A 22,396-nucleotide genomic window follows, 5' to 3' on the forward strand; every position below is an offset into this window, starting at 1 on the left:
TTTTGGTGTCCGCCGTCCGGATGGCTCGAACCGATACGGGAACCAAACACCGGGCATGACCCGGCGCGCAGACACTCCGGACAGACGGACCGACTCGTGCAGCATCAAAGCCCCTGACGGTGACGACAGGGGATCGCTGCAAGCTTCAGTGGAGCAGAACTATAGAGGGCCGACGACTTATGTAAAGTCGCAATGCCGACACAAACCGGCGCCGGCCGATCCTCGGCCCCTTCGCAGGCTATTGCCGCATGGCACCGCGCGGATCCGCGCGCAAGCAACGTTCGCCTCGCCGCAAACATGCGCGCGCAATAGCCCTCGCGGATCGGCTCGACGCCGCGGTGACCGCGCCGAGTACTTCATATCTACTTACTTATCGCTTCATTCAACTGAGTCGCCACGGTCTCCGGGACCCAGGCCTGCCAGACGTCGGGGTGCTCGGCGAGGAACTTCTGCGCGGTCTGCTCGGGGGAGGCGTCAGTGTCGCGCATGTAGGCGAGGGCCTGGCTCGTCGCCTCCGCCGTGGTGCCGTAATTCATGAAAAACTCGCGCAGAGCGGGCGCTTGCGCCGTGAACTCGGTGTTGGCGCCGATGACGACTTTGGTCAGCGGGTAGGCGGTCGCCGCGGCCGGATCCTCGCTCGCCATCATCTCGTCCCAGGTCGCCTGGTCGAACGCCGGCTCCTCGAGCTTTACGAAGTCGTACTTGCCGAGCAGCCACGTCGGCGCCCAGTGGTAGAAGAGAACCGGCTTCTCACGCAGGACCGCGGCCTCGACCGCCGCCTCGAGCGCCGCCCCCGCGCCCGGACGCACGTTGGAATAGAGCTCGTCCAGCCCGTAGGCGGCGAGCTTCTTGCTGTTCACCACCTCGCACTGCCAGCCGATGACGCAGTTGAGGAAGCGGCCCTTGCCGGGCTCCTCGTCGTCGGGGAAGAGGTCGGCGTGGTCCTTCAGGTCGGACACGGACACGAGGTCCGGCGCCGGCGCGCCCTCGCCTTCCACGACGTAACGCGGCACGAACCAGCCCTCGCTCGCGTCGGGGAAGGTGGCGCCCAGCCGCTCGACGTCGCCGGCGGCCTCCGCGTCCAGGAAGGCCTGGGCGGTGTTGGCGGTCCACACCTCCATCAGAACGTCGACGTCGCCGCGCCCCATGCCGGTGTTGAGAACCAGCGTGGTGCCGGGCACCACCTCGGTCTCGCAGCCGTAGCCCTTTTCGAGCACGGTGCGGGCGAGCGCGGTGTGGAAGGCGGCCGAGCCGTAATCGAGGCCGCCGAAGACGACGGGACGGTCGATGTCGCAGCTGGCCTCCTCGGCCGCGGCGGGGCCGGCGAGGACGGCCAGCGCCGCCAGAAGGCCGGCGGAGGATGAAATGACGCGGAAGGGCATGGGTCGGTTCGCTCGGTTTGGACGTGCTCGAGCTGAACCTAACGCGGGACGGGTGGGCGTAAAGTCCCCGTCCGCCCGCGGGGCGCGACCGCGCGTCCGAACCGGCGCCGGCGTTCAGTGCCCGTAGAGGTGGCCGTAGGCGTCGAAATCGGCCTTGTAAGCCTCGCGGATGAGGGGGCGCGTACGATCGTTGATGAACACCTTCGAGGATGGGAACTTGCCGTTGGCGAAGGCGCCGCGCGCGACCGGGATCGTCTCGGCCCCCTCGGCGAACTGCTTGGTGCGCCGCTCGGTCACCTGGTGATGATGGCGCGACTCGCTGATCGAGGCCATGTCGATCGGCTTGATGCCGTCGGTGCCGGCCAGCCCTTCGACCCACTCGGCGAACGTCTCGATCGGGATCACGTCTTTGAGATATTGCTCCTCGCCGGCGACGAACTGCGGCGACAGATGCTGGTTGATCGTGTGCGGCTCGCGCGCCTCGTACTCCTTCACCATCTCCAGATGGTCGAGGAAGGTGAGGCCCGGCTCGGTCGGCTTGCCGCGTTCGGTGAGCCACTGGTTCACGAGGCCCCAGTGGTCCTGCGACCAATGGTGCCGCCGCTCCAGGACGGCGCCGCGCTCGGCCAGCACCAGGAACGAGCTGGGCGCGCGGGCCATCGGGTCGCGCACGACCTTGATCGCGGTGTGGGTGCCGGCGTTCAGCGCCTCCGCCACTTCGCGGCGGTAGAACTTGCGCTTCTTGAACACCTGGCCCTCATAGTCGTGGATCCAGTTGGAGTAGGCGAGCGCCTCGTCCAGGAGGCCGAGCTGCGCGAAGAACCACTTGACGACGGTGGTGCAGCCGGACTTTTGGCTCCAGAAGATGATGTAGGGGAACGACGGGTCGAAGAGCGGCGGACGGATGCGGACACAGTCCGGCAGTTTGGATGGCCTGAAGAGCATGAACTTACTGACTTTGACGCGCTGGCTTGTGTAGTGCGATGGCTGACGCACATTGTCCATGCTCGGCCCCGCTCGCAACCATGTTGCGACGCTTTCGCTTAGACATTCAAATGTGGCTGCCCCGCACGTGAACCTCTTCGACCCCCTCATCGCCCTCGCCCGTGTGGATGCGCTCGTCGGCCTGCCGTTCGCGGTGGGCATCGCGGCGATCGCGCTGTGGCGCCGGCGGCGGCCCCTCACCTTCAACCGCCTGGTCGAGGTGGGGCTGCCCGCGCTGCTGCTGGTGATGATGGCGATCCGCTTCGCCCTGCTCGCCCCGTTCGTGGCGATCTTCCCCGGCCCGATCCTCGGCGCGGGGGCGGGGGGCGGCGTCGGCCTCGCGGGACTTTTCGTCGCGACTTCGGTGGTCGGCTTCGTGTCGTGGGACGGCAGCGTCCTGCGCAAGCTGGTCGCCGCGGTGCTCCTGCTGGCGGTGGCGGTCGGCGAGCTGGTGCTGAACGCCAGCCTCTTCGACCCGCGCGACGTGGTGGCGGTGGACACCTATGCCGGCGTCGCGGTGGCGATCGTCGCGGTGGTGATGGCGGTGTTCAACTGGGCCCACCGCTCGGCGACCCCGAGCCCGCTGGGCGGCGCGCAGCAACCGCCGCTGGACTACTGAGGCGCCGCACCCGGCAAACAAGCGTGACATGGAAGCCCGACATGGAAAAAGGCCGGCTGCGCGGGCAACCGGCCTTCGTTCGGTTCGACGTCACGGGGTCCCAGCTAGTGGACGCTCACCGTGGTCAGGTTGTTCTCGGCCGCGTTCGCCATCACCGCATGGGCGGAATCGGCGAGCACAATCGGGGTGCCGTCCGCCGACAGCAGCGCCCACAGCTGCTGTCCCGGCTCCATGGACGGGGCTTGAGGGAAAATCTCGTTCACTTCCTCCGAAAGGAAGGTGCGCACGTAGGCCACGTGGCCGGTGCCGAGTGACGCCAGCGTCTGCGGGCTGATGTTGCGCGCCGGTACGGTTTCTCTGGTCTCACGCATCGTACTCAACTCCTGGGTTCAAGCGCCTGCTCACTCGCACTGATCTCGATGGTCCGAACGGTCCGCGCCGGTTCCGGCCGCACGAGGTCGATGGCGAGGAGCCCGTCGGCCAGGGCGGCGCTGAGGATCTCGATCCCCTCCGCCAGCACGAACGCCCGCTGGAACTGGCGGGCGGCGATGCCGCGGTGCAGGAAATGGCGATCCCTGTCGGCTTCCGGCGATTGCGAGCCTCGGATGACGAGCTGGTTGTCTTCGACCGTCACCGAAAGCTGGTCTCGCGAGAACCCGGCTACAGCCAGCGTAATTCGCAGCAGATCGCCCTTGGGGCCTTTGATCCGCTCGATGTTGTACGGCGGGTAGCCATCGCTCCCGCTTTTCGTCACGCGATCCAGAACGCGCTCTATATCTTCAAACCCGAGCAAGAGCGGGCTCGACAACGGTGTCATACGAGTCATCCAACAGTCCTTGCGACAAGCGACCGGTGAAGGAGCCCTGTCGGCGCCCCTTCGGGATGGATATTTGGCCCTTATTGGTGCACACGCAAGAAGGTGGGAGGCTTGCGCGGCGCGATAACGCGGTGGCATACCCCTGCTCCGAACCAGCCGCGGATCCGGCCGAGGTCGCCTGCCCGTCATTTTTGCATGACGTTTGATGGCGATCCTCTCTCGACAAAGCGGTTCGGAGTCACTATTCACGCCCTCTGGCAATCCTTCGGGCGATATGAATTTCAGCGCGCCGCCGGCGCGGCGCGACGGGACACGACGACATGAACATCATCGACGAGCTCAATCGTGAGCAGATGGCCGCGATCGAGGAGAAGCGTAAGCTTCCCGCGTTCCAGGCCGGCGACACCGTCCGCGTCAACGTGCGCGTGACTGAGGGCACCCGCACCCGCGTGCAGGCCTATGAAGGCGTATGCATCGCGCGGTCCGGCGCGGGCCTCAACGAGAGCTTCACCGTGCGCAAGCTCTCCTATGGCGAGGGCGTCGAGCGCGTCTTCCCGGTCTTCTCGCCGATGCTGGAGTCGGTCGACGTGGTGCGCCGCGGCAAGGTCCGTCGCGCCAAGCTCTACTATCTGCGTGGGCGCACGGGTAAGGCCGCCCGCATCGCCGAGCGCAAAGAGAAACGCGCCGCCACCGCGTAAGCCGAGCCTGCGGTGCGACGGGATTTCCCTCCGCCCCCGGCCCCGCGCTACCGGACCAGCCCACGATATCGCCGTGCCCGCCGCTCATCCGGCGGGTTCATTCTCCCGTTAGGCGTATTCGTCGCCGCCGTACTCCTGTGCGGCGGCTTTTGGCTGTTCGCGATGGGTCAGCTGGAGGACCTGCCGGCCCGCGGCACCATGCAGGAGGCGAATGCGCGCGCCGCCGTCGGCGATCCGACGCCGGTCGCGGCGCCGATCATCCTCGGCTTCCCCAGTACCGCCGACCCCGCCGCCTCACGCCGGCCCGCCACCACCGAGGCAGGGGACGCGGCCGGCGCGGTCGACGAGAACGGCCGGCCGGTGCGCTACGTGGAGGGGTCCGGCATCGCTGCGCCCCGCCCCTCCGGACCGCTGGTGCGCGAGGAACAGCCGACGATCCTCCCCGCCGCCCCCGCGCGCGGCCCAGACCCGGAACGGTTCAAACTCGTCGTCATCGAGAATGCGGGCACCGTCAACGTGCGCTCGCACCGGATTTCGCTGGCCTATATCGACGCACCGGACGCCGAGGCGACCTGCACCCGCCCCAACGGCTCCACCTGGCCCTGCGGCGCGCGGGCGCGCACCGCGCTGCGCCGTCTGGTGCGCCGCCGGGCGATCGACTGCCTCCAGCTCGACCGCACGTCCGAGGCGCCGGTGCGCGCGGCCGACTGCGAGGTCGCCAATACGAACCTGTCGCAATGGATGGTTGAGCAGGGGTGGGCCCGACCCACCGCGGACGCGCCGAAGATCTATGCCGAGCTGAACAAGGCGGCGGTGGACGCCGGGCGCGGCCTCTACCAGGCCGACGGGCGCTAGGCCGTCAGCCTTTGATGGGCTCCGGATCGCGGGTGAAGACGCCCTCGCCGAGCATCCCCGTCCAGTCGATCTCGTAGGGGCCGGTCATCACGATGCGCCCGCCCGCGAGGCCGATCGTCAGCGGTCCGCCCGGAAGCTCGACGACGACCTCCTCGGCCAGCCGCCCGATGTGGTGGCCCACGGCGGCGATGGCGCAGGCCGCCGTGCCGCATGCCCGCGTCGGTCCGACGCCGCGCTCGTGCACGACCGCCCGCACCCGCGCCGGGCCCTCCACTTCGACGAAGGAGATGTTGGCGCGCGCGGGGAATACCGGGTGATGCTCCAGCATCGGCCCGACGACGCCGAGCGGCACCGCGTCGAGCGACGGGACGAAGAAGACCGCGTGCGGGTTGCCGACGTTGGCGCAGGCCGCCGGGCCGAGATCGGCGAGGAGCGGCTCGTCGAACGTCAGCGCCTGCGGGTCGCCGGCGCCGGCGGCGAGCGGGATGTCGGCCGCGGCGAACCGGGGCGTTCCCATGTCGACCGAGATGCCGCCGGGCGCGCGCCAGGCCCGCATCGGACCGCCGGCGGAGGCGATCGTCACCTCCGGTGCGGACTGCTCGTCCAGCAGGATGGCCGCGACGCAGCGGGCCGCGTTGCCGCACGACTCCACCTCGCCGCCGTCCGAGTTGATGATGCGCATCAGTGCCGTCTCACCCGCGGGCGGCGGGGCGATGATGATGAACTGGTCGAACCCGATGCCGGCGGCACGATCGCCCAGCGCCCTCACGCCCTCGGTCGACGGGGTGTAGGGGTGCGAGCGGGCGTCGACCACGACGAAATCGTTGCCGAGGCCGTTCATCTTGCGAAATGGAATCATCGGCATGGCCTCGGATCGATTCCGATGAGATAGGTGCTGAGCGGTACGACTGCCCGTTGCCATGCCGCCTGCGGAAATGCAAGGCACCCCTCCGTCGGCCGCAGGTCCGCGCCGCGCGCGCCGGGGCGCGAGACATGGAAGAAGATCGCCGAGCCGCCTCCGGCGACGCGCGGGCGCTGGTTGTGATCCGTCACGACGACGACGTCGTAGAGCCCGTCCGCGCGCCGCAACGCCTCGTGCGAGGCCGCGAAGGGGCGCTTTACGTAAGCGTTGTAGCGGCCGCTCGCCGGGGCGTCGCACCAGCCGTCCTGCGCCCGCGCCGGGCGCTGCGGCAGCGGCAGCGGCACGGGCCGCCGCGTCAGCGCCGCCAGCGGAGTGACCCGCCCGCGCGGGGTCGCCCCGTCGCCCTCGCGCTTGAGCGCGGCGATCCCGCTGCGCCCCATCGCGGCGCGCAGAACGCGCCCCTCATGGCTGACGATCACCTCGGTCGGGTGCCCCGGGCGCGGCCGCACCAGCACCGGACGGCGCCGTCGCGCCGGCTCCCGCCGCACGGGCCGGACACCGGGCAAGAGGGATGACGGGGTCAAGATCACATCTCTTCACATTCGGCCATGGATGGCGAGCCGAGGCGGAGTGGGGCAAAATTCGTGATCGACGGCACAAATGTTTCCCGACTCTTCACTTATCTAAGGGATCAGGACACCACAATGGGAGGGCCAGGTGAACAAGAGGACCATCCTGATTATCGATGACGACGAGGACCTTCGCGAAGGTCTGAGCGAACAGATCGGCTTCTACGACGAGTTCGCCGTCATCACCGCCGACACCGCCCAGCGCGGCGTCGCGGCCGTGAAGAGCGAGGACATCGCGCTCGCCATCGTCGATGTCGGCCTGCCGGATCTCGACGGACGCGAGGCGGTCCGGCTGATGCGCAATGCCGGCTTCAAGGCGCCGGTGGTCATGCTCACCGGCCACACTACCGACGCCGACACGATTGTCGGCCTGGAGGCGGGTGCGAACGACTACGTCACCAAGCCGTTCCGTTTTGCGGTGCTGCTGGCGCGGATCCGGGCGCACCTGCGGCAGTTCGACCAGAGCGAGGATGCCACCTTCGCAATCGGGCCCTACTCCTTTAAGCCGTCGGCCAAAATCCTGCTCGAGCCCGATGGGCGGCGGATCCGGTTGACCGAGAAGGAAACCGCGATCCTCAAGTATCTCTATCGGGCGGGCGAAAAACCTGTCACTCGGGATGTTCTCCTGCACGAGGTCTGGGGATACAACTCAGGGGTGACCACCCACACGCTGGAGACGCATATCTACCGCCTTCGTCAGAAAATCGAGAAGAACCCCGCCTCCGCCGAGCTTCTGGTGACCGAGGCCGGTGGTTACAAGCTCATGCCGCGGGCGGTGACCGCCTAACGTGAGTCTCGCCCGTCATATGGCGGTGATGCGGAACGCGCCGATGCTGAAGCCCCTCGGAGACGAGGCGCTCAAGCTCCTCGCGTTCGGCAGCTTGCCGCGGTCCTATAAACCGAGGCAGGCCCTCTTCGAGGTCGGAGACGATGCCGATGGCGCCGTCCTGATCCTCGGGGGCCAGGTGAGGCTGGTGTCCCCGGCCCAGAGCGAGGGGCCGCAGGTGGTCGGCGTCGGCTACCTGCTGGACGGCCTGGCGCTCGTCGTCCCGGCGCGCCGCTCGATGAGCGCGGTCGCGCAGACCAGCTGCGAGGTGCTCGCCCTGCCGCGCGACCAGATGCATCGGATCCTGGACGAGTTTCCGGAGACGGCCGAGATCCTGCGCGCCCAGCTCGCCCGCAAGACCCTGTCGATGATCGAGGAGGTCAACGCGTTGCGCGACCGGCTCGGCGGCCCGCCCCCGACACGCGACTGACCCGCCACCCGGTGCGATCGGCCATCCACGCAGGCCGCGCCCGTCAGACGGCGAGGCGGCGCTGCGGGTTGGACGGATGGCGCCCGATGCGCTCGAGGATCCCTTCGATGGGCATGGCATCGTCGATATGGCTGCCCTGACCGAAGTGGATGGAGTAGGCGAGCGCCGCCTCCACGTCCTCGGCCGAGGCGACCGCGACGGCCGAGACGTCCGTCCGCTGCTGCCGGGCGGCTTCGATCAGCGCCCGCAGCACCGTGTCGCCGGCGCCGCCCTGGGCGAACCGGATCGCCTCCAGCGGCACCTTCACGTGGCTGAGCGGCAGTGTTCCGGGGGCGAGCAGCGTCCCCGCCGCCTCGGCCGCCCGCTGCACCGTGCCGACGCCGCTCCCCAGCACCTCCAGGAACTTCGAGCGGAGCGGCCAGTTGAGGTCGCGGCGCGGGTCGCCGTCGAGCTGGAGCCGCAGGATGCCGGCGCGCGAACTCACCCGGCCGGCCATCCGCCGCAAGCGGTCCAACACCTCGTGGCTGCGCAGCTGCGCGCGCGTCAGCGGCACCAGGCAGGCCGGCAGCCGGCCCCGCCCGTCCCCCCACAGCAGCCCCAGGTCGTGTTCCAGCAGCTCCAGCATCGCAGCCGCCATCTGCGGGACGATCGCCCGGTCGGTGTCGCCCGGCACCTCGCCGGGGAGCGTGCCCAGCTCGGCGAGGCGCCCCTCGTCGTACCAGCGCGCCGTGACGTCCACCGCGACGACCTCGCCGCTCATCAGATCGACGATGGGCTGGTAGAGGTTCAGCACCTCCCCCGCCTCGATCGCCCGGCGGATCTTCTTGCGGCGGGTGGCGCGCCCCTCGTGCTCGACCAGCAGTTCGGCCTGGTAGCGCGTCGCGCCGACGGTATGGTCCGCCTTGGTGTGGAAGAGAGCGAGATCGGCGGCGCGGTAGAGCGCGGCGGAATTCTCCGCGTCCGTCGGAAAGGCGGCCGCGCCGATCGAGAACTCCACCGCCATCGCCCCGCCGCGGTAGTCGAAACTCACCTTGCGCACGTTGGCGAGGCGCTCGACCAGGCGGCCGATATCGTCCGGATTGTCGAGTTCCGGCACGACGATGGCGAATTCGTCCCCGCCCAGCCGCGCCAGCAGGTCGCCGCCGCGCAGGTTGGACGCCAGCGTCGCCGCCACGGCCTTCAGCGCCTCGTCGCCCGCCTCGTGGCCGTGGCAGTCGTTGATGGACTTGAAGTCGTCGAGGTCCACGAGCAGGAGGCCGACGGCATGGCCGGTGCGGATGGCGCTGGCGATGTCCCGGTCGAGGCGCTGCTGCCAGTGGAAGCGGTTGGACACGCCCGTCAGCGCGTCGATGTTGGCGGCCGTCCAGAGCCGCATCTGGGTCTCCCGCTCCTCGGTGATGTCCTGGTAGAAGCCGAAGATGATGTCGTTCCCGTCCGCGTCGGTGGTGAAGTAGCCGATGGAGCGGACGATACGGGGCGTCCCGTCGGCGCAGCGGAAGGGAAGCGCGAAGCTGTAACCGGACCGCTCCGACACCGCGCGGGCGACGTTGCTCATCACCACGTCGCGCACGTCCGGCTCGAAGTAGCGCACCGCCTCGTCGATCGTCGGAGCCTCGGAGCCCGGCGGCAGGCCGTGGATGCGGTAGGTCTCGTCCGAGAAGCTCACCTTGTTGTCATCGAGATTGAGCTGCCAAAAGCCGATGCCGACCGACGTTTCCACCCCGGAGAGCACGGTATTGCGGATCTCGAGCGCATTGACGGCGGCGTTGAGCGCCTTCGACTCGCGCAGGACGTCGAACACGGTTTCGGCGCTCGCCTGGGCGGCCGGGGCGTTCGCGGCGTCGCCCGCGCCGCGCATCAGGAGGATCGGGTCGTCTTCGGCGCGGCGGTCGCACAGGGCGGTCCACGGTGCGTCGATGCCGATCGGGGCGATCGCGCCGGGCGGCAGATCACGAACGGCGGCGATGCAGCGTGTCACGAGGCTGTCGGTCGCGGCGTCCAGGTCGCGGCCCTCGAAGGTGCCGGAGGCGATGCGGCTGCCGCACTGCGGCCACACCAGGACCACATCGTCGAGGCCCCCTGCCCAGCGCGCCAGGCGGATCAGGCGTCGCTTCTGCTCCAGAGATTTCACGGTGTGCCTTTCACACGGGCCGAACGGTCGATTTCCCGCCGACGGAGCATGCGAATGCCCCCGTCTGTGCTCAAAAGCACAACGCGCGCCATCGGCGGCGACTATGTTCACATTTGTAACATCGCCGTGGTTTAATCACGGCACGAAAATAGGTCAGCCATGAACGACGAAGAGATGCAACGCCAAGGTTGCATCGTATGTAAACGCCAGGCGGCCTAGCGCCTGGGCACGTCGCGCGCTAGGGTCGCGCGGATCGTTCCCACATCACCAGCACGGAATTGCGAGGGGCCTGTCGCCCAATGTCGTCGAACATTCTTGCCAACGCCATAGCGGCGACCCGGCGGACTTTCATCACGGTTGCCGCATTCAGTTGCGTGGTCAACCTGCTGATGCTGACCGGCCCGCTCTTCATGCTGCAGATCTACGATCGCGTCCTGACGAGCCGGTCGGTCCCGACCCTGATCGCGCTGACCGGCCTCGTGGTCTTCCTCTACTGTTTCATGGGCATCATCGATCTGGTGCGCTACCGGATCCTGACCCGCGTCGGCCATCGGTTCGATGACGCGGTCGGCCGCTCGGCCTTCCTGTCGCAGGTGTCCGCGCCGGTGAAGTCCGGTCCGCTGGCCGCCAAGTCCGAGCCGGTGCGCGACGTCGACCAGCTGCGCCAGTTCTTCTCCTCGCCCGGCGTGACGGCCCTGTTCGACATGCCGTGGATGCCGATCTACATCGCCATCGTCTTCGCGATCCACCCGCTGCTGGGCATGCTGGCGCTCCTCGGCGCCTTCGTCCTCTTCGCCATCGCCCTCGTGACCGACCGCGCCGCCCGCCCGCTCATCAAGCAGAGCGGCGAGTTCTCGGCGCAGCGCAATTCGGTCGTCAGCTCCGGCCGGCGCAACGCCGAGGTGCTGCACGGCATGGGCATGCTGTCGGCCGTCGGCACCGTGTGGGACAACGTGAACGACCGGTTCCTGGCCGCCAACGCCCGCGCCGCCGACGTGATCGGCATGTCGACCGTGGCCTCGAAAGTGTTCCGCCTGTTCCTGCAATCCGCGGTGCTGGCGCTCGGCGCCTTCCTCGCGATCCAGCAGATCATCTCGCCCGGCGCCATGATCGCCTCCTCCATCATCATGGCCCGCGGCCTGCAACCGGTCGAGATGGCGGTGCAGAACTGGCGCGGCATGCTGGCCGCGCAGCAGGCCTACCGCCGCCTCAAGGCCCTGTTCGAGCGGCCGGACGAGATCGAGCCGATCGACCTTCCCGCTCCGCGCCGCGACCTGACGCTCGACGGCGTCACCGTGCTGCCCCCCGGCTCGCGCACGCCGACCCTGGTGGACATCCGCTTCCAGGTGAAGGCGGGCACCGCGCTCGGCATCATCGGCCAGTCCGGCTCCGGCAAGTCGACCCTGGCGCGGGCGCTGGTGGGCGTGTGGCCGGCGGTCCGCGGCAACGTCGCCCTCGACGGCGCGCCGCTGCCGCAGTGGAAGCCCGATTCGCTGGGCCGGCACCTCGGCTACCTGCCGCAGGACGTCGAGCTGTTCGAGGGCACGATCGCCCAGAACATCGCCCGCTTCGACCCCGACGCCGAGGACGAGAAGGTCATCGCCGCGGCCAAGATCGCCGGCTGCCACGACCTGGTGCTCTCCTTCAAGGACGGCTACTCCACCGCCATCGGCGACCAGGGCGCGACGCTCTCGGCCGGCCAGCGCCAGCGGATCGCCCTCGCCCGCGCGCTCTACAACGACCCGTTCCTGATCGTCCTCGACGAGCCGAACTCCAACCTCGACGGTTACGGCGACTCGGCGCTCAACCGGGCGATCACGATTTCCAAGCAGCGCGGCGCGATCATCATCGTGGTCGCGCACCGCCCGTCCGCCCTCTCGGCGACCGACAAGCTGTGCCTGATCGAGAACGGCCGCATGGCCGACTTCGGCGACCGCGACGAGGTGCTGAAGAAGGTGATGCGCCGCGAGAAGGTCGACAACGTGCGGCCGACGCCGCAGCTCCAGGGCACGGCGACCGCGCGGCAGACCGCGCAGACGCACCACTCCGCGCAACCCGCACAGCAGGACGACGCCGGGGCCGACACCCCGCCGCGCCAGGCCTCCACGAGCAACAAAGCGTAACCCGCGAAGGGATCCAGTCCGATGGCGCTTCCCGTCAAAAAAGGGACGACGGCTTCCACGGCGAAGCCCAAGTTCTCCTCCTCGATCCGCTCGTATGTGATCGGTGGCACCGTGGCCTGTTTCGCGCTGCTGTTCGGCTTCGGTGGCTGGGCGGCGACGGCCAAACTCGCCTCCGCCGTCATCGCCGGCGGCACCGTGGTCGTCGCCAGCAACGTCAAGCAGGTGCAGCACCCGGACGGCGGCATCGTCGGCGAGATCAACGTGGCCGACGGCGACCGTGTGGAGGCCGGCCAGCTGCTGCTGCGGCTCGACGAGACGCTGGTCGCCGCCAACCGCGCTCTGGTCGACGGGCAGATCGTCGCCATGGAGGCGCGCCTCGCCCGTCTTCAGGCCGAGCGTGACGACTCCGAGACCATCCCCGCGCCCGAAGAGCTGGCCCAGCGCATGAACGAGCCGCTGGTGAAGCGCGCGATGGCCTCCGAGCACAAGGTCTTCCAGGCCCGCAAGGACACGATCGCCGGGCAGACCGACCGGCTGAACGAGCGCACCAAGCAGCTCGAGCAGCAGATCGAGGGCCTGCGAGCGCAGCAGAAGGCGAAGGAAGACGAGATCACCCTGATCGACGAGGAACTCGAAGTTCTGGGCGGGCTCTACGATCGCGGCCGCACGACGCGTGACAAGATCGTCAATCTGCGGCGCAACCGGACGCGGCTGGAGGGCGAGCGCGGCGAGCTGGTGAGCCAGATCGCCATCGCCGAGGGCAAGATCAACGAGACCGAGCTCGAAGTGCTGCAGCTCACCACCGACCGGCGCGAGAAGACCTTCTCCGAGATCACCGAGCTGGAACCGGAGCTCGCCAACCTGAAGGAGCGGCGCATCGCCGCCGACTTCCAGCTCAAGCGGATGGACATCCGCTCGCCGGCCGACGGCACGGTGTTCGAGCTGGAGGTGCATACGGTCGGCGGCGTGGTGCAGCCGGCGCAGACGATCATGCAGATCGTCCCGCAGGCCGACAAGCTGGTGATCGAATCGCGCATCGCCACGACCGATGTCGACAAGGTCGCCATCGGCCAGGAGGCGACGGTCATTCTCTCCGCGTTCGACTACAAGACCACCCCGCAGCTGAAAGGCGAGGTATCGTTCGTGGCCGCCGAGGCGAGCTTCGACGAAGTGCTGAACACGACGTTCTACGCCGTGCGCATCTCCCTGCAGGAGGGCGAGCTGGACCGGCTGCCGGAGGACCTGGTGCTGATGCCCGGCATGCCGGCCGAGATCTACATCTCCACCGGCGGGCAGACCGTGGTCGAATATCTGACCAAGCCGCTGACGCAGCAGATCCGCCGCGCCTGGCGCGAGAGCTGACCGGCGGCCCCCTCCGGGCCTCGCTGGCGCCTGACGATCGAAGGAAGCGGCCGGGTGCCTACTCGGCCGCTTCCTTGCTTTTGGCGTCGGCGTCCGGGGCGGCGCGCAGCGGGGCCTCGCCCTCGTCGCCGGGCGCGAGGCGGGTGTAGGGCTCCGGCGTCACCTCCGCCCACTTGCGGTGCCCCTCGACGAGGCCCTCCAGGCGCTGGAACTCCAGCCGCTCCTCGTCCTGGCGGCGCACCTGCGCCTCGGTCTCGCTGGCGAGGTTCGGCTCCATCCCCAGCCCCACCAACGCGTCGCGGCCGAACCGGATCGCCGCGTCGATGGTTTCGCGGCGCTGGTAGTCCACGCCCGCGTCGAACAGCGTCAGGGCATGGCGGCGGTCGAAGGCCCGCACATAGATCTTCGCCTCGGGATACTGCGACCGCAGCAGCGCCACGATCGCATTGGTCCGGTCGGGCGGCGACGTGCACACCGCGATGAGCCGGCACCGGTCCGCCCCCACCGATCGCAGGACGTCGAGCCGCGAGCCCTCGCCGTAGAACACGCGGCTGCCGAAGCGGCGCGCCTCCGTCACGCGGTCGGCGTCATGATCGAGGATGATGGGGCGATAGCCGCCGGCGAGGAACATCTGCGACACCAGCTGCCCGAAGCGGCCGAAGCCGATGATGAGGACGTCCCCCTCCGCATCGTCGAAGGTCTCGTTCATCGTCGCGGCCGGCTTCTTGCGGATGAGGAGCGGCGACAGGAAGCGGATGAGGAACGGCGTCGTCACCATCGAGATCGTCACCACGGCGATCAAGAGGCTGGCGTCCTCGGCCGAGATCAACCCGCGCCGCTCCGCCGCCGTGTAGAGCACGAAGCCGAACTCGCCGCCTTGCGACAGCAGCAGCCCGGTCTTCGTCGCCGTCGGATGATCGCCGCCGAAGACGCGCACCAGGACGTAGATCATCCCCGCCTTGAAGACGATCATGCTGACCAGCCCGCCGAGGATCGTCTGCCAGCGCTCCAGCACCAGGTCGAGGTCGATCGTCATGCCGACGGCGAGGAAGAAGAGGCCCAGCAGCAGGCCGCGGAAGGGCTCGATGTCGGCCTGCAGCTCGTGACGGTAGTTGCTCTCGGCGAGGAGCACGCCGGCGAGGAAGGCGCCCATCGCCATCGAGAGGCCGACCGACATCATCGCCGTCGCCGAGGCGAGAACGACGAGGAGCGCCGCCGCGGTCATGATCTCGGTGCCGCCGAGCCGCGCCAGGATGCGGAACATCGGCGACAGCAGATAGTGGCCGATGAGGATGATCACCGCGACCGCGGAGAGCGCCGTGACGATCGAGAAGGCGACCTGCTCCCCCTCCATCGACGGTCCCGGTGCCAGCAGCGCCACCACGATCAGCAGCGGCACGATCGCGAGGTCCTGCATGAGGAGGATGGCGAACGACTTCTGGCCGTAGGGCAGACGGATCGCGCCGCGCTCGTCGATCAGCTGCATGACGAGAGCGGTGGAGGACATGGCGAGGCCGAGGCCGGCGACGAGCGCGGTGCGCCACGATATGCCGATCAACAGCGGGTAGGTCATGATCAGTCCCGCGCACAGCACCACTTGCAACAGGCCGAGGCCGAAGATGTCCCGCCGCATCGCCCACAACCGGTGCGGGTTCAGCTCCAGCCCGATCAAGAAGAGCAGGAAGACGACGCCCAGTTCCGCGAACTCGACGATCTGCTCCGGCTGACGCGTGACGCCGATCACCGACGGGCCGAGCAGCACGCCGGCGAACAGGTAGCCCAGCACGGATCCGAGCCCGAGGCGCTTGGCGATCGGCACGAAGAGGACCGCGGCACCCAGGAAGATGAGCACGGTCAGGTAGGCCGGCGTGTGGTCGCCGTTCATCTGTCACCCTCGTCGTATCGGGCGTCCGCGGGCGGGACCGCGGCGCTCAGGGGGATGGATCGGTGGTCGGGTCGCAGGCGGCGCGGCGGGTGGCGGCGCGTCGAGCGCGGGTAGCTTATCTGAAGTTGTCGTGCCTTGCGATCAGGGCGCGCAGGCCGCGATCAGGAGGCGATCTCCTGCGCGACGTCGATCGTGTCGCGCACGCCGATGTCGGCATAGTGGGCGTCGAGGAACGCGCTGGCCGCCCGCTGGCCGATGTCGTTGAGGTGGCGCAGGAACGACCACTCCCCGTTGAGCTTGGACGAGGACGACAGCGGGATGAGCTCCGCGCTGGCGATGCGGTGGATGCGCACGCGCATGTACTCCTCCTCGTCGAGCTTGCCCTCGGAGATCAGCCGCTGGACGAAGTGGACCGCGCGCAGCTCCTTGAGCAGCGAGGAGTTGAAGGTGATCTCGTTGACGCGGTTGACGATGTCCCGCGCCGTGACGGGTGTGTCGCTGCGCTCGATCGGATTGATCTGGACGATGACGGTGTCGGCGACGTCGGTGTTGTAGAACAGGGGGTAGAGCGGCGGATTGCCCATGAAGCCGCCGTCCCAGTAGGGCGTCCCGTCGATGAAGACCGGGGTGAAGAGTTCCGGCACGCACGCCGAGGCGAGCAGCGCGTCCACCGTGACCTCCTGCGGCCCGAATATGCGCGCCTTGCCGGTGCGCACGTTGGTCGCGGCGACGAAGAGGCGGATGTCGTGGCAGGCAGCGACCGCGTCGAGGTCGACATAGGCCTCGATGATCGGCCGCAGCGGGTTGATGTCGAGCGGGTTGGCGAGCGCCGGCGAGATGAACCGCGAGGCGAGGTCGAAGGCGAGGTAGGTGGGCGAGGAGTCGAGGCTCCAGTTGCCGAACACGCGATCCATCAGCGTGCGCTGGAAGGGCGAGAAGCGCGCCGCGTCGGACACGTCCCGCCAGAAGCTATCCAGCGCGGCAACCGCCGCGGTCTCGCCGCCCTTGACGTAGCCCGAGACCATCACCGCGGCGTTCATCGCCCCGGCGGAGGTGCCGGTGACGCCGTGGATGTCCACCTTGTCGCTCTCGAGCAGGGTGCGCAGGACACCCCACGTGAAGGCGCCGTGCGCGCCTCCGCCCTGCAGAGCCAGATTGATCTTCTTACGTCCCATCGAATGGTCCCCGAGGCACGCCGGCCGCGAGGGTCCGGGCGTCCTAGTAATCCTCGAAGGCGAAGCGCATCAGCACGGGAAGGTGGTCCGAGCCCGCATCGTCGAGCCGCTGGACCTGTGCGATGGCGACGCCCGCGGTCAGAATGTTGTCTATCGGCAACCCCACGTAGGGTCGGTATGCAAGTTCGACACCGCGCAGCAGCCATGTCGGACCGATGCCCGTGGTCGGCACGGTCTGCGTCAGCGAGGCGGTGCGGCGGACGGCGAGGCTCCACGGCGCGGCGTTGAAGTCCCCCGCGATGATGCGCGAGCCCGTGATCGCCCGCAGCGAGCCGACGTTCAGCGAGATATCCTCACTCTGGCCGTAGGGCCACGGCCAGCTGAGGTGATGCGAGGCGAGCGTCAGCGCCTTGTTCTCGAGGATCACCGTGGCGCGCACGAAGGCGGACGAGTTGCCGCAGATGGGCTCGCCGCTGAACGGGTACTTGGAGAGGAGCACCGTATCGGCCCAGCGGCTCCGGCCGCTACAGGTGGCGACGTGGGGATAGACCTCCATCAGCTCGACGAGCCGGCGCCCCTGCGGCATCGGGGTCTCCTGCAGGGCGGCGAAGTCAGGCTTGAGGTCGGTCAGGAGGGTGCTGGCGCGCTGCCAGTTCTGCGCCGCGTTGAATTGCAGCAGCGTATAGGTCTTGCCGGCGGTGAGGCGGATCGACGTGTCCGGCAGCATGTAGTGGGCGGCGCCGGCACCCGAATAGATGCACAGCCCCAGCACCACGAGCGCCAGCCACCGGCCGGCGCCCCGCCCCGAGACGAGCCGCACCAGTGCCGCCACCCCCACCAGCACCACGAGATGGGCACGGAAGTGGGCCAGGCTGTCGAGCGCGGGGTGCTGCGATCCGAAGTAGCCGAGGATGATCGCCAGACCGCCGACAAGGACGATGAGGCTCCAGCCCCATCGCCAGAGAGTCGCGAGGACCGTCATCGAATGTCGGTCGATGGGGTCAGGCCGTCCACCCGCCGTCCATCGACAGCAGCGTGCCGGTGATCGAGGCCGCGCCGTCGCCGCAGAGGTAGACGGCGAGCGAGGCGACCTGCTCGACCGTGACGAACTTCTTGGTCGGCTGGGCGGCGAGCAGCACGTCGTGCTTGACCTGCTCTTCGGTGATGCCGCGGGTCTTGGCCGTGTCGGGGATCTGCTTCTCGACCAGCGGGGTCCACACGTAGCCGGGGCAGATGGCGTTGACGGTGATGTTCTCCTCGGCCACCTCGAGGGCGACGGTCTTGGTCAGTCCGGCGATGCCGTGCTTGGCCGAGACGTAGGCCACCTTGCCCGGCGAGGCGACGAGGGCGTGCGCCGAGGCGGTGTTGACGATGCGGCCCCAGCCGGCCTCGCGCATCAGCGGCACGGCGTGCTTGCAGGTGTGAAAGGCGCTGGAGAGGTTGATCGCGATGATCGCGTCCCACTTCGCGTCCGGGAATTCGGCGATGCCGGCGACGTGCTGGATGCCGGCGTTGTTGATCAGGATGTCGACCGAGCCGAGCTCCGCCTTGGCGGTGGCAATCATGTCGGCGATCTCGGCGGGCTTCGTCATGTCGGCGGCGCTGTAGAGCGCCTTGACGCCCTTGGCCTCGAGACCCTTGCGCTCGGTCTCGATCTCGGCCGCGTCGCCGAAGCCGTTGATCATCACGTTGACGCCTTCGTCGGCGAGCGCCTTGGCGTAGGCGAGGCCGATCCCCGACGTCGAACCGGTGATGACGGCGGACTTACCCTTGAGCATGGAGGACTCCTTCGCCCGGTCGGGGCGCGTTCTGGATCGAGGCGGCGTCGGCGGGTGCGCCCGACGGGTGCGCTGCGGTCGCCTGCGGGTTCCCATCAGAATTAGCGTCTGCGCTGCACTGCACAAGTCAAAAAGCGACCGGATCCTCTTCATGCATAAGGCTTCATAAACTTGTGACGTAATCGGCGGAGGGTGACGCGGACGTCATCTTCGGGGGGCGGGATGCCGCGGGGCGGCCGGCCCCCGTTTGCCCCGCCCGGTGCGACGCCGTATATCCCGCCCAGTGGACGGAGAGGCCTTCATGAACATCGTCAGCCCCATCGTCGCTTCGGGACCGCGGGAGCGGCGGCGATCCATCCCGGTGGACGTCGGCGGCGTCACCGTGGGCGGGGACGCGCCCATCGTCGTCCAGTCCATGACCAACACAGACACGGCCGACATCGCCGCCACCGTCGACCAGGTGGCCGCGCTGGCGGCTGCGGGCTCGGAGCTGGTGCGCATCACCGTCGACCGCGACGAGTCGGCCGCGGCGGTGCCGAAGATCCGCGACCTGCTGGCCGCGCGCGGCGTGACCGTGCCGCTGGTGGGCGACTTCCACTATATCGGCCACAAGCTCCTGGCCGACCATCCTGGCTGCGCCGAAGCGCTGGCGAAATATCGCATCAACCCCGGCAACGTCGGCTTCAAGGCCAAGCGCGACACGCAGTTCGCCTCGATCGTCGAGATGGCCTGCCGCTACGACAAGCCGGTGCGGATCGGCGTGAACTGGGGCTCGCTCGACCAGGACCTCCTGACCCAGTTGATGGACGTCAACAAGGCCTCCGCCACGCCCGTCTCCGCCGCGGCGGTTCTGCGCGAGGCGATGGTGCGGTCCGGCATCTCCTCGGCCGACCGTGCGGTCGAGCTGGGCCTCGGGGCGGACAAGATCCTCATCTCCGCCAAAGTGTCGGACGTGCAGGAACTGATCGCGGTCTACCGCGACCTCGCCGCGCGCTGCGAATATGCGCTGCATCTGGGGCTGACCGAGGCGGGCATGGGCTCGAAAGGCATCGTCGCGTCGTCGGCGGCGCTCGGCATCCTCCTCCAGGAGGGGATCGGCGACACGATCCGCATCTCGCTCACACCCGAGCCCGGCGGCGACCGTACGCTGGAGGTGAAGGTCGCGCAGGAACTCCTGCAGACGATGGGCTTCCGCGCCTTCCTGCCGGTCGTCTCGGCCTGCCCCGGCTGCGGCCGCACGACCTCCACCGTGTTCCAGGAGCTGGCCAAGGACATTCAGGGCTACATCGGCACGCAGATGCCGGTGTGGAAGCAGGCCTATCCCGGCGTCGAGCGGCTGAAAGTCGCGGTGATGGGCTGCATCGTCAACGGGCCGGGCGAGTCCAAGCACGCCGATATCGGCATCTCGCTGCCGGGCACGGGCGAGACCCCCTCCGCCCCCGTCTTCATCGACGGCGAGAAGGCGATGACCCTGCGCGGCGCCGACATCGCCGCCGAGTTCAAGGCGATCGTCGAGGACTACGTCGCCAAGCGCTACGCCGAGAGCTGAGCGCCGCGACGGCGCCCCCCCCCCGTGAACCTTCGCCGGCGCTGACCTATTTCTATCAGGTGGCGCGCGCTCCGGTGCGCCGATCCGAGGGGAGCGGTCATGGCGTTGGATAGAGGGACGGTCGATCTTTCCGGCCTGCCGGAGTGGCGGCTCGAGGACGGCGGCAAGGCGATCCTGCGCACGGTGAAGTTCCGCAACTTCAACGAAGCGTTCGGCTTCATGGCGCGGGTCGCGTTGTCGGCCGAGAAGATGGACCACCATCCGGAATGGTCGAACGTCTACAACCGGGTCGACATCCGCCTGACGAGCCACGACGCGGGTGGCCTCACCGAACGTGACGCGAAGCTGGCGCGGGCGATCGACCGCGCGGCGGGAGGAGCGGCATGAGCGAGGACGTGCGCATCGGCGAGATCCTGGGCCCCGACGCCCGCGGGGCGAACACTGGGCAGGCGTTCGAGAAGGACGAGGCCAAGGTCCGCCGCAGGTTCTGGCCGACCTTGCGCAAGGCGGCGCGGCAGGTGCCGTTCACCCGCGACCTGGTGGCCGCGTACTATTGCGCCATGGACCCGGACGTGCCGTTCCGGGTGCGGGCGACGCTGCTGGGCGCCCTCGCCTACTTCGTCAGCCCGATCGACGCGATCCCGGACATGCTGCTGGGTGTCGGCTTCAGCGACGACGTGACGGTGCTGATGGGCGCGATCGCGATGGTCGCCAGCCACATCACCGACCGGCACCGCGAACGCGCGAAGAAGGCGCTGGAAGACTAGGAAGGCGAGCCGGGCGGCCGGCTCGCGGAAGTTTGATCGGCCGGGCGCCGTCGACGCCGGCTGCGGTACGGCGCCGCGGGGCGAGGCCGGGGCAAGGCCGCCTCGTCAGGCTGGGCTGCCGCGCGCTGGCGGACTACCAGCCCATGCGTTGCGGCGGTACGTCCCACGCTCGGCGTTTGCTCTCGGTACGAGCCTCCACGTCCGTCAGTCCGATGTCGGCGAGCATGCGCGCGTCGAGACGCTCGAGGTGGCGGCGCTCGGTCCAGACGTCGAGCCAGAGACCGACGATACGGGTGCGCTTGATCCAACCTGTCGTCGGAAGGGTGAGATGCGACAGAACGTGTTCCACTGGCCGTCCTCCTTGTACCAGCCGTTGCGCCGTTGATTTGCGATGCTTCGGACTATAAGTAAAACGAAACGTCCTGATCGTTTCGATCACGGGATTTGATGTTATGATGCGGACCTTGGATTTGGCGGCACTGCGAAGTTTCCTCGCAATCGTCGAGCACGGTGGGGTGACGCGGGCGGCCAAGCGACTGAATCTGACGCAGTCCGCCGTCTCGATGCAGTTGAAGCGCCTGGAGGACGGGCTCGGCCACATCCTGCTCGACCGCGCGCGCAAGGGCATGACGCCGACCGCGGCGGGCGAGCAGCTCGCCTCCTACGCCCGGCGTATGCTTGAGCTGAACGACGAGGCGCTCGCCCGCCTGACCGAGCCGTCCTACCAGGGCGACTTGACGCTCGGCGCTCCGCACGACGTCGTCTACCCGCACATTCCGCAGGTGCTGCGGCTATTCGCGCGCACCTATCCGCGCGTGCGCGTGCAGCTCCAGTCGTCCTACACCAGCGTCCTGAAGGACCAGTTCGCGCGCGGCGAGGTCGACGTCATCCTCACCACCGAGCTGGCGCCGGACCAGGGGTCGGAGGTGCTTCAGGCCGGGCCGCTGGTGTGGATCGGCGCGCCGGGCGGGCAGGCCTACCGCCAGCGTCCGCTGCCGCTGGCGTTCGAGAACGGCTGCATCTTCCGCCCCTGGGTGCAGCGTGCGCTGGACGCGGCGCACATCCCGTGGGTGATGGCGGTGGAATCGCTGTCGATCCGCACGGTGGAGGCGACGGTCGCGGCCGACTTCGCGGTCCACGCCGGGATCGAGGACACCCTCCCGCCGCAGCTGGCGCAGATCGACCATGGCGGCCAGCTGCCCCCGTTGCCGACCACTTACATCGCCATGTACGTGTCGGATGGGCCGAATGCGGGACTGGCCCACAAGCTCGCGGAGGTCATCCGCAACATGTGGGCGGCATCGGCGCCGCTGGACGTACCGGCCGCCGCGGAGTAAGGCCCGCAGTCACAAGGGGTTCGTGCGGGTCGACGACAGCGCGGGCGCGGCGCGAGGGAAGCCTCGCACCAGCTCCGTGCAAGCCGCCCGCCGTACCTCAAAGGCACGACACCGACGCATGCCGAGACGAGCGCCTCGTTCAGGCTCTCTTCAATGGTGCCGGTTAGAGTGCTTGAGTGTGACCCCC

23 protein-coding genes are annotated in these 22,396 nt (G+C 68.7%); 11 read left to right on the plus strand and 12 right to left on the minus strand.

The window, feature by feature from the left end:
* Positions 1-362: 362 nt before the first annotated feature.
* Positions 363-1,382: an ABC transporter substrate-binding protein gene (locus tag MRB58_RS09405; RefSeq protein WP_244781454.1), complete on the minus strand. Its 1,020-nt coding sequence runs from the start codon at positions 1,380-1,382 to the stop codon at positions 363-365.
* A gap of 114 nt (positions 1,383-1,496) precedes the next feature.
* Positions 1,497-2,327 carry a hypothetical protein gene (locus MRB58_RS09410; protein WP_244781455.1) on the minus strand — a complete coding sequence of 277 codons (831 nt, stop codon included), beginning with the start codon at positions 2,325-2,327 and terminating at the stop codon, positions 1,497-1,499.
* A gap of 112 nt (positions 2,328-2,439) precedes the next feature.
* Between MRB58_RS09410 and MRB58_RS09415 the strand changes: the two genes are divergently transcribed.
* Positions 2,440-2,985, plus strand: coding sequence for a hypothetical protein (locus MRB58_RS09415; RefSeq protein WP_244781456.1), 546 nt, complete (start codon positions 2,440-2,442; stop codon positions 2,983-2,985).
* A gap of 104 nt (positions 2,986-3,089) precedes the next feature.
* Here the strand turns inward: MRB58_RS09415 and MRB58_RS09420 are convergent, their stop codons facing one another.
* Together MRB58_RS09420 and MRB58_RS09425 are read right to left on the minus strand one after the other, a co-directional pair.
* Positions 3,090-3,356 (minus strand): DUF1150 domain-containing protein, encoded by a 267-nt coding sequence (locus tag MRB58_RS09420; RefSeq protein ID WP_244781457.1) that lies wholly within the window; start codon positions 3,354-3,356, stop codon positions 3,090-3,092.
* A 5-nt stretch (positions 3,357-3,361) separates the two neighbouring features.
* Positions 3,362-3,811, minus strand: a complete 450-nt coding sequence (locus MRB58_RS09425; protein ID WP_244781458.1) for an Hsp20 family protein — start codon at positions 3,809-3,811, stop codon at positions 3,362-3,364.
* A gap of 311 nt (positions 3,812-4,122) precedes the next feature.
* Here MRB58_RS09425 and rplS point away from each other — a divergent pair, with 311 nt between their 5' ends.
* Both rplS and MRB58_RS09435 read left to right on the plus strand, forming a co-directional pair.
* Entirely contained in the window at positions 4,123-4,500 is a 378-nt protein-coding gene (gene rplS, locus MRB58_RS09430; RefSeq protein ID WP_244781459.1) for a 50S ribosomal protein L19, read from the plus strand.
* 162 nt (positions 4,501-4,662) lie between these two features.
* On the plus strand, positions 4,663-5,355 hold the full coding sequence (locus MRB58_RS09435) for a thermonuclease family protein (protein ID WP_244781460.1): 693 nt from the start codon (positions 4,663-4,665) through the stop codon (positions 5,353-5,355).
* Positions 5,356-5,359: 4 nt separating this feature from the next.
* On the opposite strand, the gene dapF is transcribed toward MRB58_RS09435, so the two are convergent.
* Positions 5,360-6,220 carry a diaminopimelate epimerase gene (gene dapF, locus MRB58_RS09440; RefSeq protein ID WP_244781461.1) on the minus strand — a complete coding sequence of 287 codons (861 nt, stop codon included), beginning with the start codon at positions 6,218-6,220 and terminating at the stop codon, positions 5,360-5,362.
* Entirely contained in the window at positions 6,211-6,801 is a 591-nt protein-coding gene (locus MRB58_RS09445) for a L,D-transpeptidase (RefSeq protein WP_244781462.1), read from the minus strand. The genes dapF and MRB58_RS09445 overlap by 10 nt, the downstream gene beginning before the upstream one ends.
* A gap of 133 nt (positions 6,802-6,934) precedes the next feature.
* Here MRB58_RS09445 and MRB58_RS09450 point away from each other — a divergent pair, with 133 nt between their 5' ends.
* Together MRB58_RS09450 and MRB58_RS09455 are read left to right on the plus strand one after the other, a co-directional pair.
* Positions 6,935-7,633, plus strand: coding sequence for a response regulator transcription factor (locus MRB58_RS09450; protein ID WP_244781463.1), 699 nt, complete (start codon positions 6,935-6,937; stop codon positions 7,631-7,633).
* 43 nt (positions 7,634-7,676) lie between these two features.
* Positions 7,677-8,102: a Crp/Fnr family transcriptional regulator gene (locus tag MRB58_RS09455; protein ID WP_244781464.1), complete on the plus strand. Its 426-nt coding sequence runs from the start codon at positions 7,677-7,679 to the stop codon at positions 8,100-8,102.
* A gap of 43 nt (positions 8,103-8,145) precedes the next feature.
* Here the strand turns inward: MRB58_RS09455 and MRB58_RS09460 are convergent, their stop codons facing one another.
* Positions 8,146-10,233, minus strand: a complete 2,088-nt coding sequence (locus MRB58_RS09460) for a diguanylate cyclase domain-containing protein (protein ID WP_244781465.1) — start codon at positions 10,231-10,233, stop codon at positions 8,146-8,148.
* Between the two features lie 299 nt (positions 10,234-10,532).
* Here MRB58_RS09460 and MRB58_RS09465 point away from each other — a divergent pair, with 299 nt between their 5' ends.
* Positions 10,533-12,356 (plus strand): type I secretion system permease/ATPase, encoded by a 1,824-nt coding sequence (locus MRB58_RS09465; protein WP_256461713.1) that lies wholly within the window; start codon positions 10,533-10,535, stop codon positions 12,354-12,356.
* Between the two features lie 21 nt (positions 12,357-12,377).
* Complete coding sequence (locus MRB58_RS09470) at positions 12,378-13,718, plus strand: HlyD family type I secretion periplasmic adaptor subunit (RefSeq protein ID WP_244781467.1); 1,341 nt, start codon at positions 12,378-12,380, stop codon at positions 13,716-13,718.
* Between the two features lie 58 nt (positions 13,719-13,776).
* Here the strand turns inward: MRB58_RS09470 and MRB58_RS09475 are convergent, their stop codons facing one another.
* The 4 genes from MRB58_RS09475 to MRB58_RS09490 form a co-directional block, all read right to left on the minus strand.
* Positions 13,777-15,603: a monovalent cation:proton antiporter-2 (CPA2) family protein gene (locus MRB58_RS09475; protein WP_244781468.1), complete on the minus strand. Its 1,827-nt coding sequence runs from the start codon at positions 15,601-15,603 to the stop codon at positions 13,777-13,779.
* 161 nt (positions 15,604-15,764) lie between these two features.
* The gene (locus MRB58_RS09480) at positions 15,765-16,778 is read right to left on the minus strand and encodes a patatin-like phospholipase family protein (protein ID WP_244781469.1); all 1,014 of its coding nucleotides are present in this window, start codon (positions 16,776-16,778) and stop codon (positions 15,765-15,767) included.
* Between the two features lie 43 nt (positions 16,779-16,821).
* A complete protein-coding gene (locus MRB58_RS09485; RefSeq protein WP_244781470.1) occupies positions 16,822-17,760 on the minus strand; it encodes an endonuclease/exonuclease/phosphatase family protein in 939 nt (312 codons plus the stop codon).
* Positions 17,761-17,779: 19 nt separating this feature from the next.
* Positions 17,780-18,556 carry a 3-hydroxybutyrate dehydrogenase gene (locus MRB58_RS09490; RefSeq protein WP_244781471.1) on the minus strand — a complete coding sequence of 259 codons (777 nt, stop codon included), beginning with the start codon at positions 18,554-18,556 and terminating at the stop codon, positions 17,780-17,782.
* Positions 18,557-18,857: 301 nt separating this feature from the next.
* On the opposite strand from MRB58_RS09490, the gene ispG reads away from it, so the two are divergent.
* The 3 genes from ispG (at position 18,858) to MRB58_RS09505 (ending at position 20,872) form a co-directional block, all read left to right on the plus strand.
* Entirely contained in the window at positions 18,858-20,105 is a 1,248-nt protein-coding gene (gene ispG, locus MRB58_RS09495; protein ID WP_244781472.1) for a flavodoxin-dependent (E)-4-hydroxy-3-methylbut-2-enyl-diphosphate synthase, read from the plus strand.
* A 99-nt stretch (positions 20,106-20,204) separates the two neighbouring features.
* Positions 20,205-20,492: a 4a-hydroxytetrahydrobiopterin dehydratase gene (locus MRB58_RS09500; protein WP_244781473.1), complete on the plus strand. Its 288-nt coding sequence runs from the start codon at positions 20,205-20,207 to the stop codon at positions 20,490-20,492.
* A complete protein-coding gene (locus MRB58_RS09505; protein WP_244781474.1) occupies positions 20,489-20,872 on the plus strand; it encodes a YkvA family protein in 384 nt (127 codons plus the stop codon). The genes MRB58_RS09500 and MRB58_RS09505 overlap by 4 nt, the downstream gene beginning before the upstream one ends.
* Before the next feature lie 133 nt (positions 20,873-21,005).
* Here MRB58_RS09505 and MRB58_RS09510 read toward each other — a convergent pair whose 3' ends face one another.
* Complete coding sequence (locus MRB58_RS09510; RefSeq protein ID WP_244781475.1) at positions 21,006-21,221, minus strand: DUF1127 domain-containing protein; 216 nt, start codon at positions 21,219-21,221, stop codon at positions 21,006-21,008.
* 103 nt (positions 21,222-21,324) lie between these two features.
* On the opposite strand from MRB58_RS09510, the gene MRB58_RS09515 reads away from it, so the two are divergent.
* Complete coding sequence (locus tag MRB58_RS09515) at positions 21,325-22,209, plus strand: LysR family transcriptional regulator (RefSeq protein ID WP_244781476.1); 885 nt, start codon at positions 21,325-21,327, stop codon at positions 22,207-22,209.
* The last annotated feature ends 187 nt before the right edge of the window (positions 22,210-22,396 follow it).

It is taken from the genome of Acuticoccus sp. I52.16.1 (assembly GCF_022865125.1).
Classification (GTDB): domain Bacteria; phylum Pseudomonadota; class Alphaproteobacteria; order Rhizobiales; family Amorphaceae; genus Acuticoccus.

Excerpts from the sequence above, each read along its gene's own strand:
- MRB58_RS09405 (WP_244781454.1), bottom strand. The coding sequence starts at position 1,382 with ATGCCCTTCCGCGTCATTTCATCCTCCGCCGGCCTTCTGGCGGCGCTG.
- MRB58_RS09410 (WP_244781455.1), bottom strand. The coding sequence starts at position 2,327 with ATGCTCTTCAGGCCATCCAAACTGCCGGACTGTGTCCGCATCCGTCCG.
- MRB58_RS09420 (WP_244781457.1), bottom strand. The coding sequence starts at position 3,356 with ATGCGTGAGACCAGAGAAACCGTACCGGCGCGCAACATCAGCCCGCAG.
- MRB58_RS09425 (WP_244781458.1), bottom strand. The coding sequence starts at position 3,811 with ATGACTCGTATGACACCGTTGTCGAGCCCGCTCTTGCTCGGGTTTGAA.
- rplS (WP_244781459.1), top strand. The coding sequence starts at position 4,123 with ATGAACATCATCGACGAGCTCAATCGTGAGCAGATGGCCGCGATCGAG.
- MRB58_RS09435 (WP_244781460.1), top strand. The coding sequence starts at position 4,663 with ATGGGTCAGCTGGAGGACCTGCCGGCCCGCGGCACCATGCAGGAGGCG.
- dapF (WP_244781461.1), bottom strand. The coding sequence starts at position 6,220 with ATGCCGATGATTCCATTTCGCAAGATGAACGGCCTCGGCAACGATTTC.
- MRB58_RS09455 (WP_244781464.1), top strand. The coding sequence starts at position 7,677 with ATGCTGAAGCCCCTCGGAGACGAGGCGCTCAAGCTCCTCGCGTTCGGC.
- MRB58_RS09465 (WP_256461713.1), top strand. The coding sequence starts at position 10,533 with ATGTCGTCGAACATTCTTGCCAACGCCATAGCGGCGACCCGGCGGACT.
- MRB58_RS09470 (WP_244781467.1), top strand. The coding sequence starts at position 12,378 with ATGGCGCTTCCCGTCAAAAAAGGGACGACGGCTTCCACGGCGAAGCCC.
- MRB58_RS09475 (WP_244781468.1), bottom strand. The coding sequence starts at position 15,603 with ATGAACGGCGACCACACGCCGGCCTACCTGACCGTGCTCATCTTCCTG.
- MRB58_RS09480 (WP_244781469.1), bottom strand. The coding sequence starts at position 16,778 with ATGGGACGTAAGAAGATCAATCTGGCTCTGCAGGGCGGAGGCGCGCAC.
- MRB58_RS09485 (WP_244781470.1), bottom strand. The coding sequence starts at position 17,760 with ATGACGGTCCTCGCGACTCTCTGGCGATGGGGCTGGAGCCTCATCGTC.
- MRB58_RS09490 (WP_244781471.1), bottom strand. The coding sequence starts at position 18,556 with ATGCTCAAGGGTAAGTCCGCCGTCATCACCGGTTCGACGTCGGGGATC.
- ispG (WP_244781472.1), top strand. The coding sequence starts at position 18,858 with ATGAACATCGTCAGCCCCATCGTCGCTTCGGGACCGCGGGAGCGGCGG.
- MRB58_RS09500 (WP_244781473.1), top strand. The coding sequence starts at position 20,205 with ATGGCGTTGGATAGAGGGACGGTCGATCTTTCCGGCCTGCCGGAGTGG.
- MRB58_RS09505 (WP_244781474.1), top strand. The coding sequence starts at position 20,489 with ATGAGCGAGGACGTGCGCATCGGCGAGATCCTGGGCCCCGACGCCCGC.
- MRB58_RS09515 (WP_244781476.1), top strand. The coding sequence starts at position 21,325 with ATGATGCGGACCTTGGATTTGGCGGCACTGCGAAGTTTCCTCGCAATC.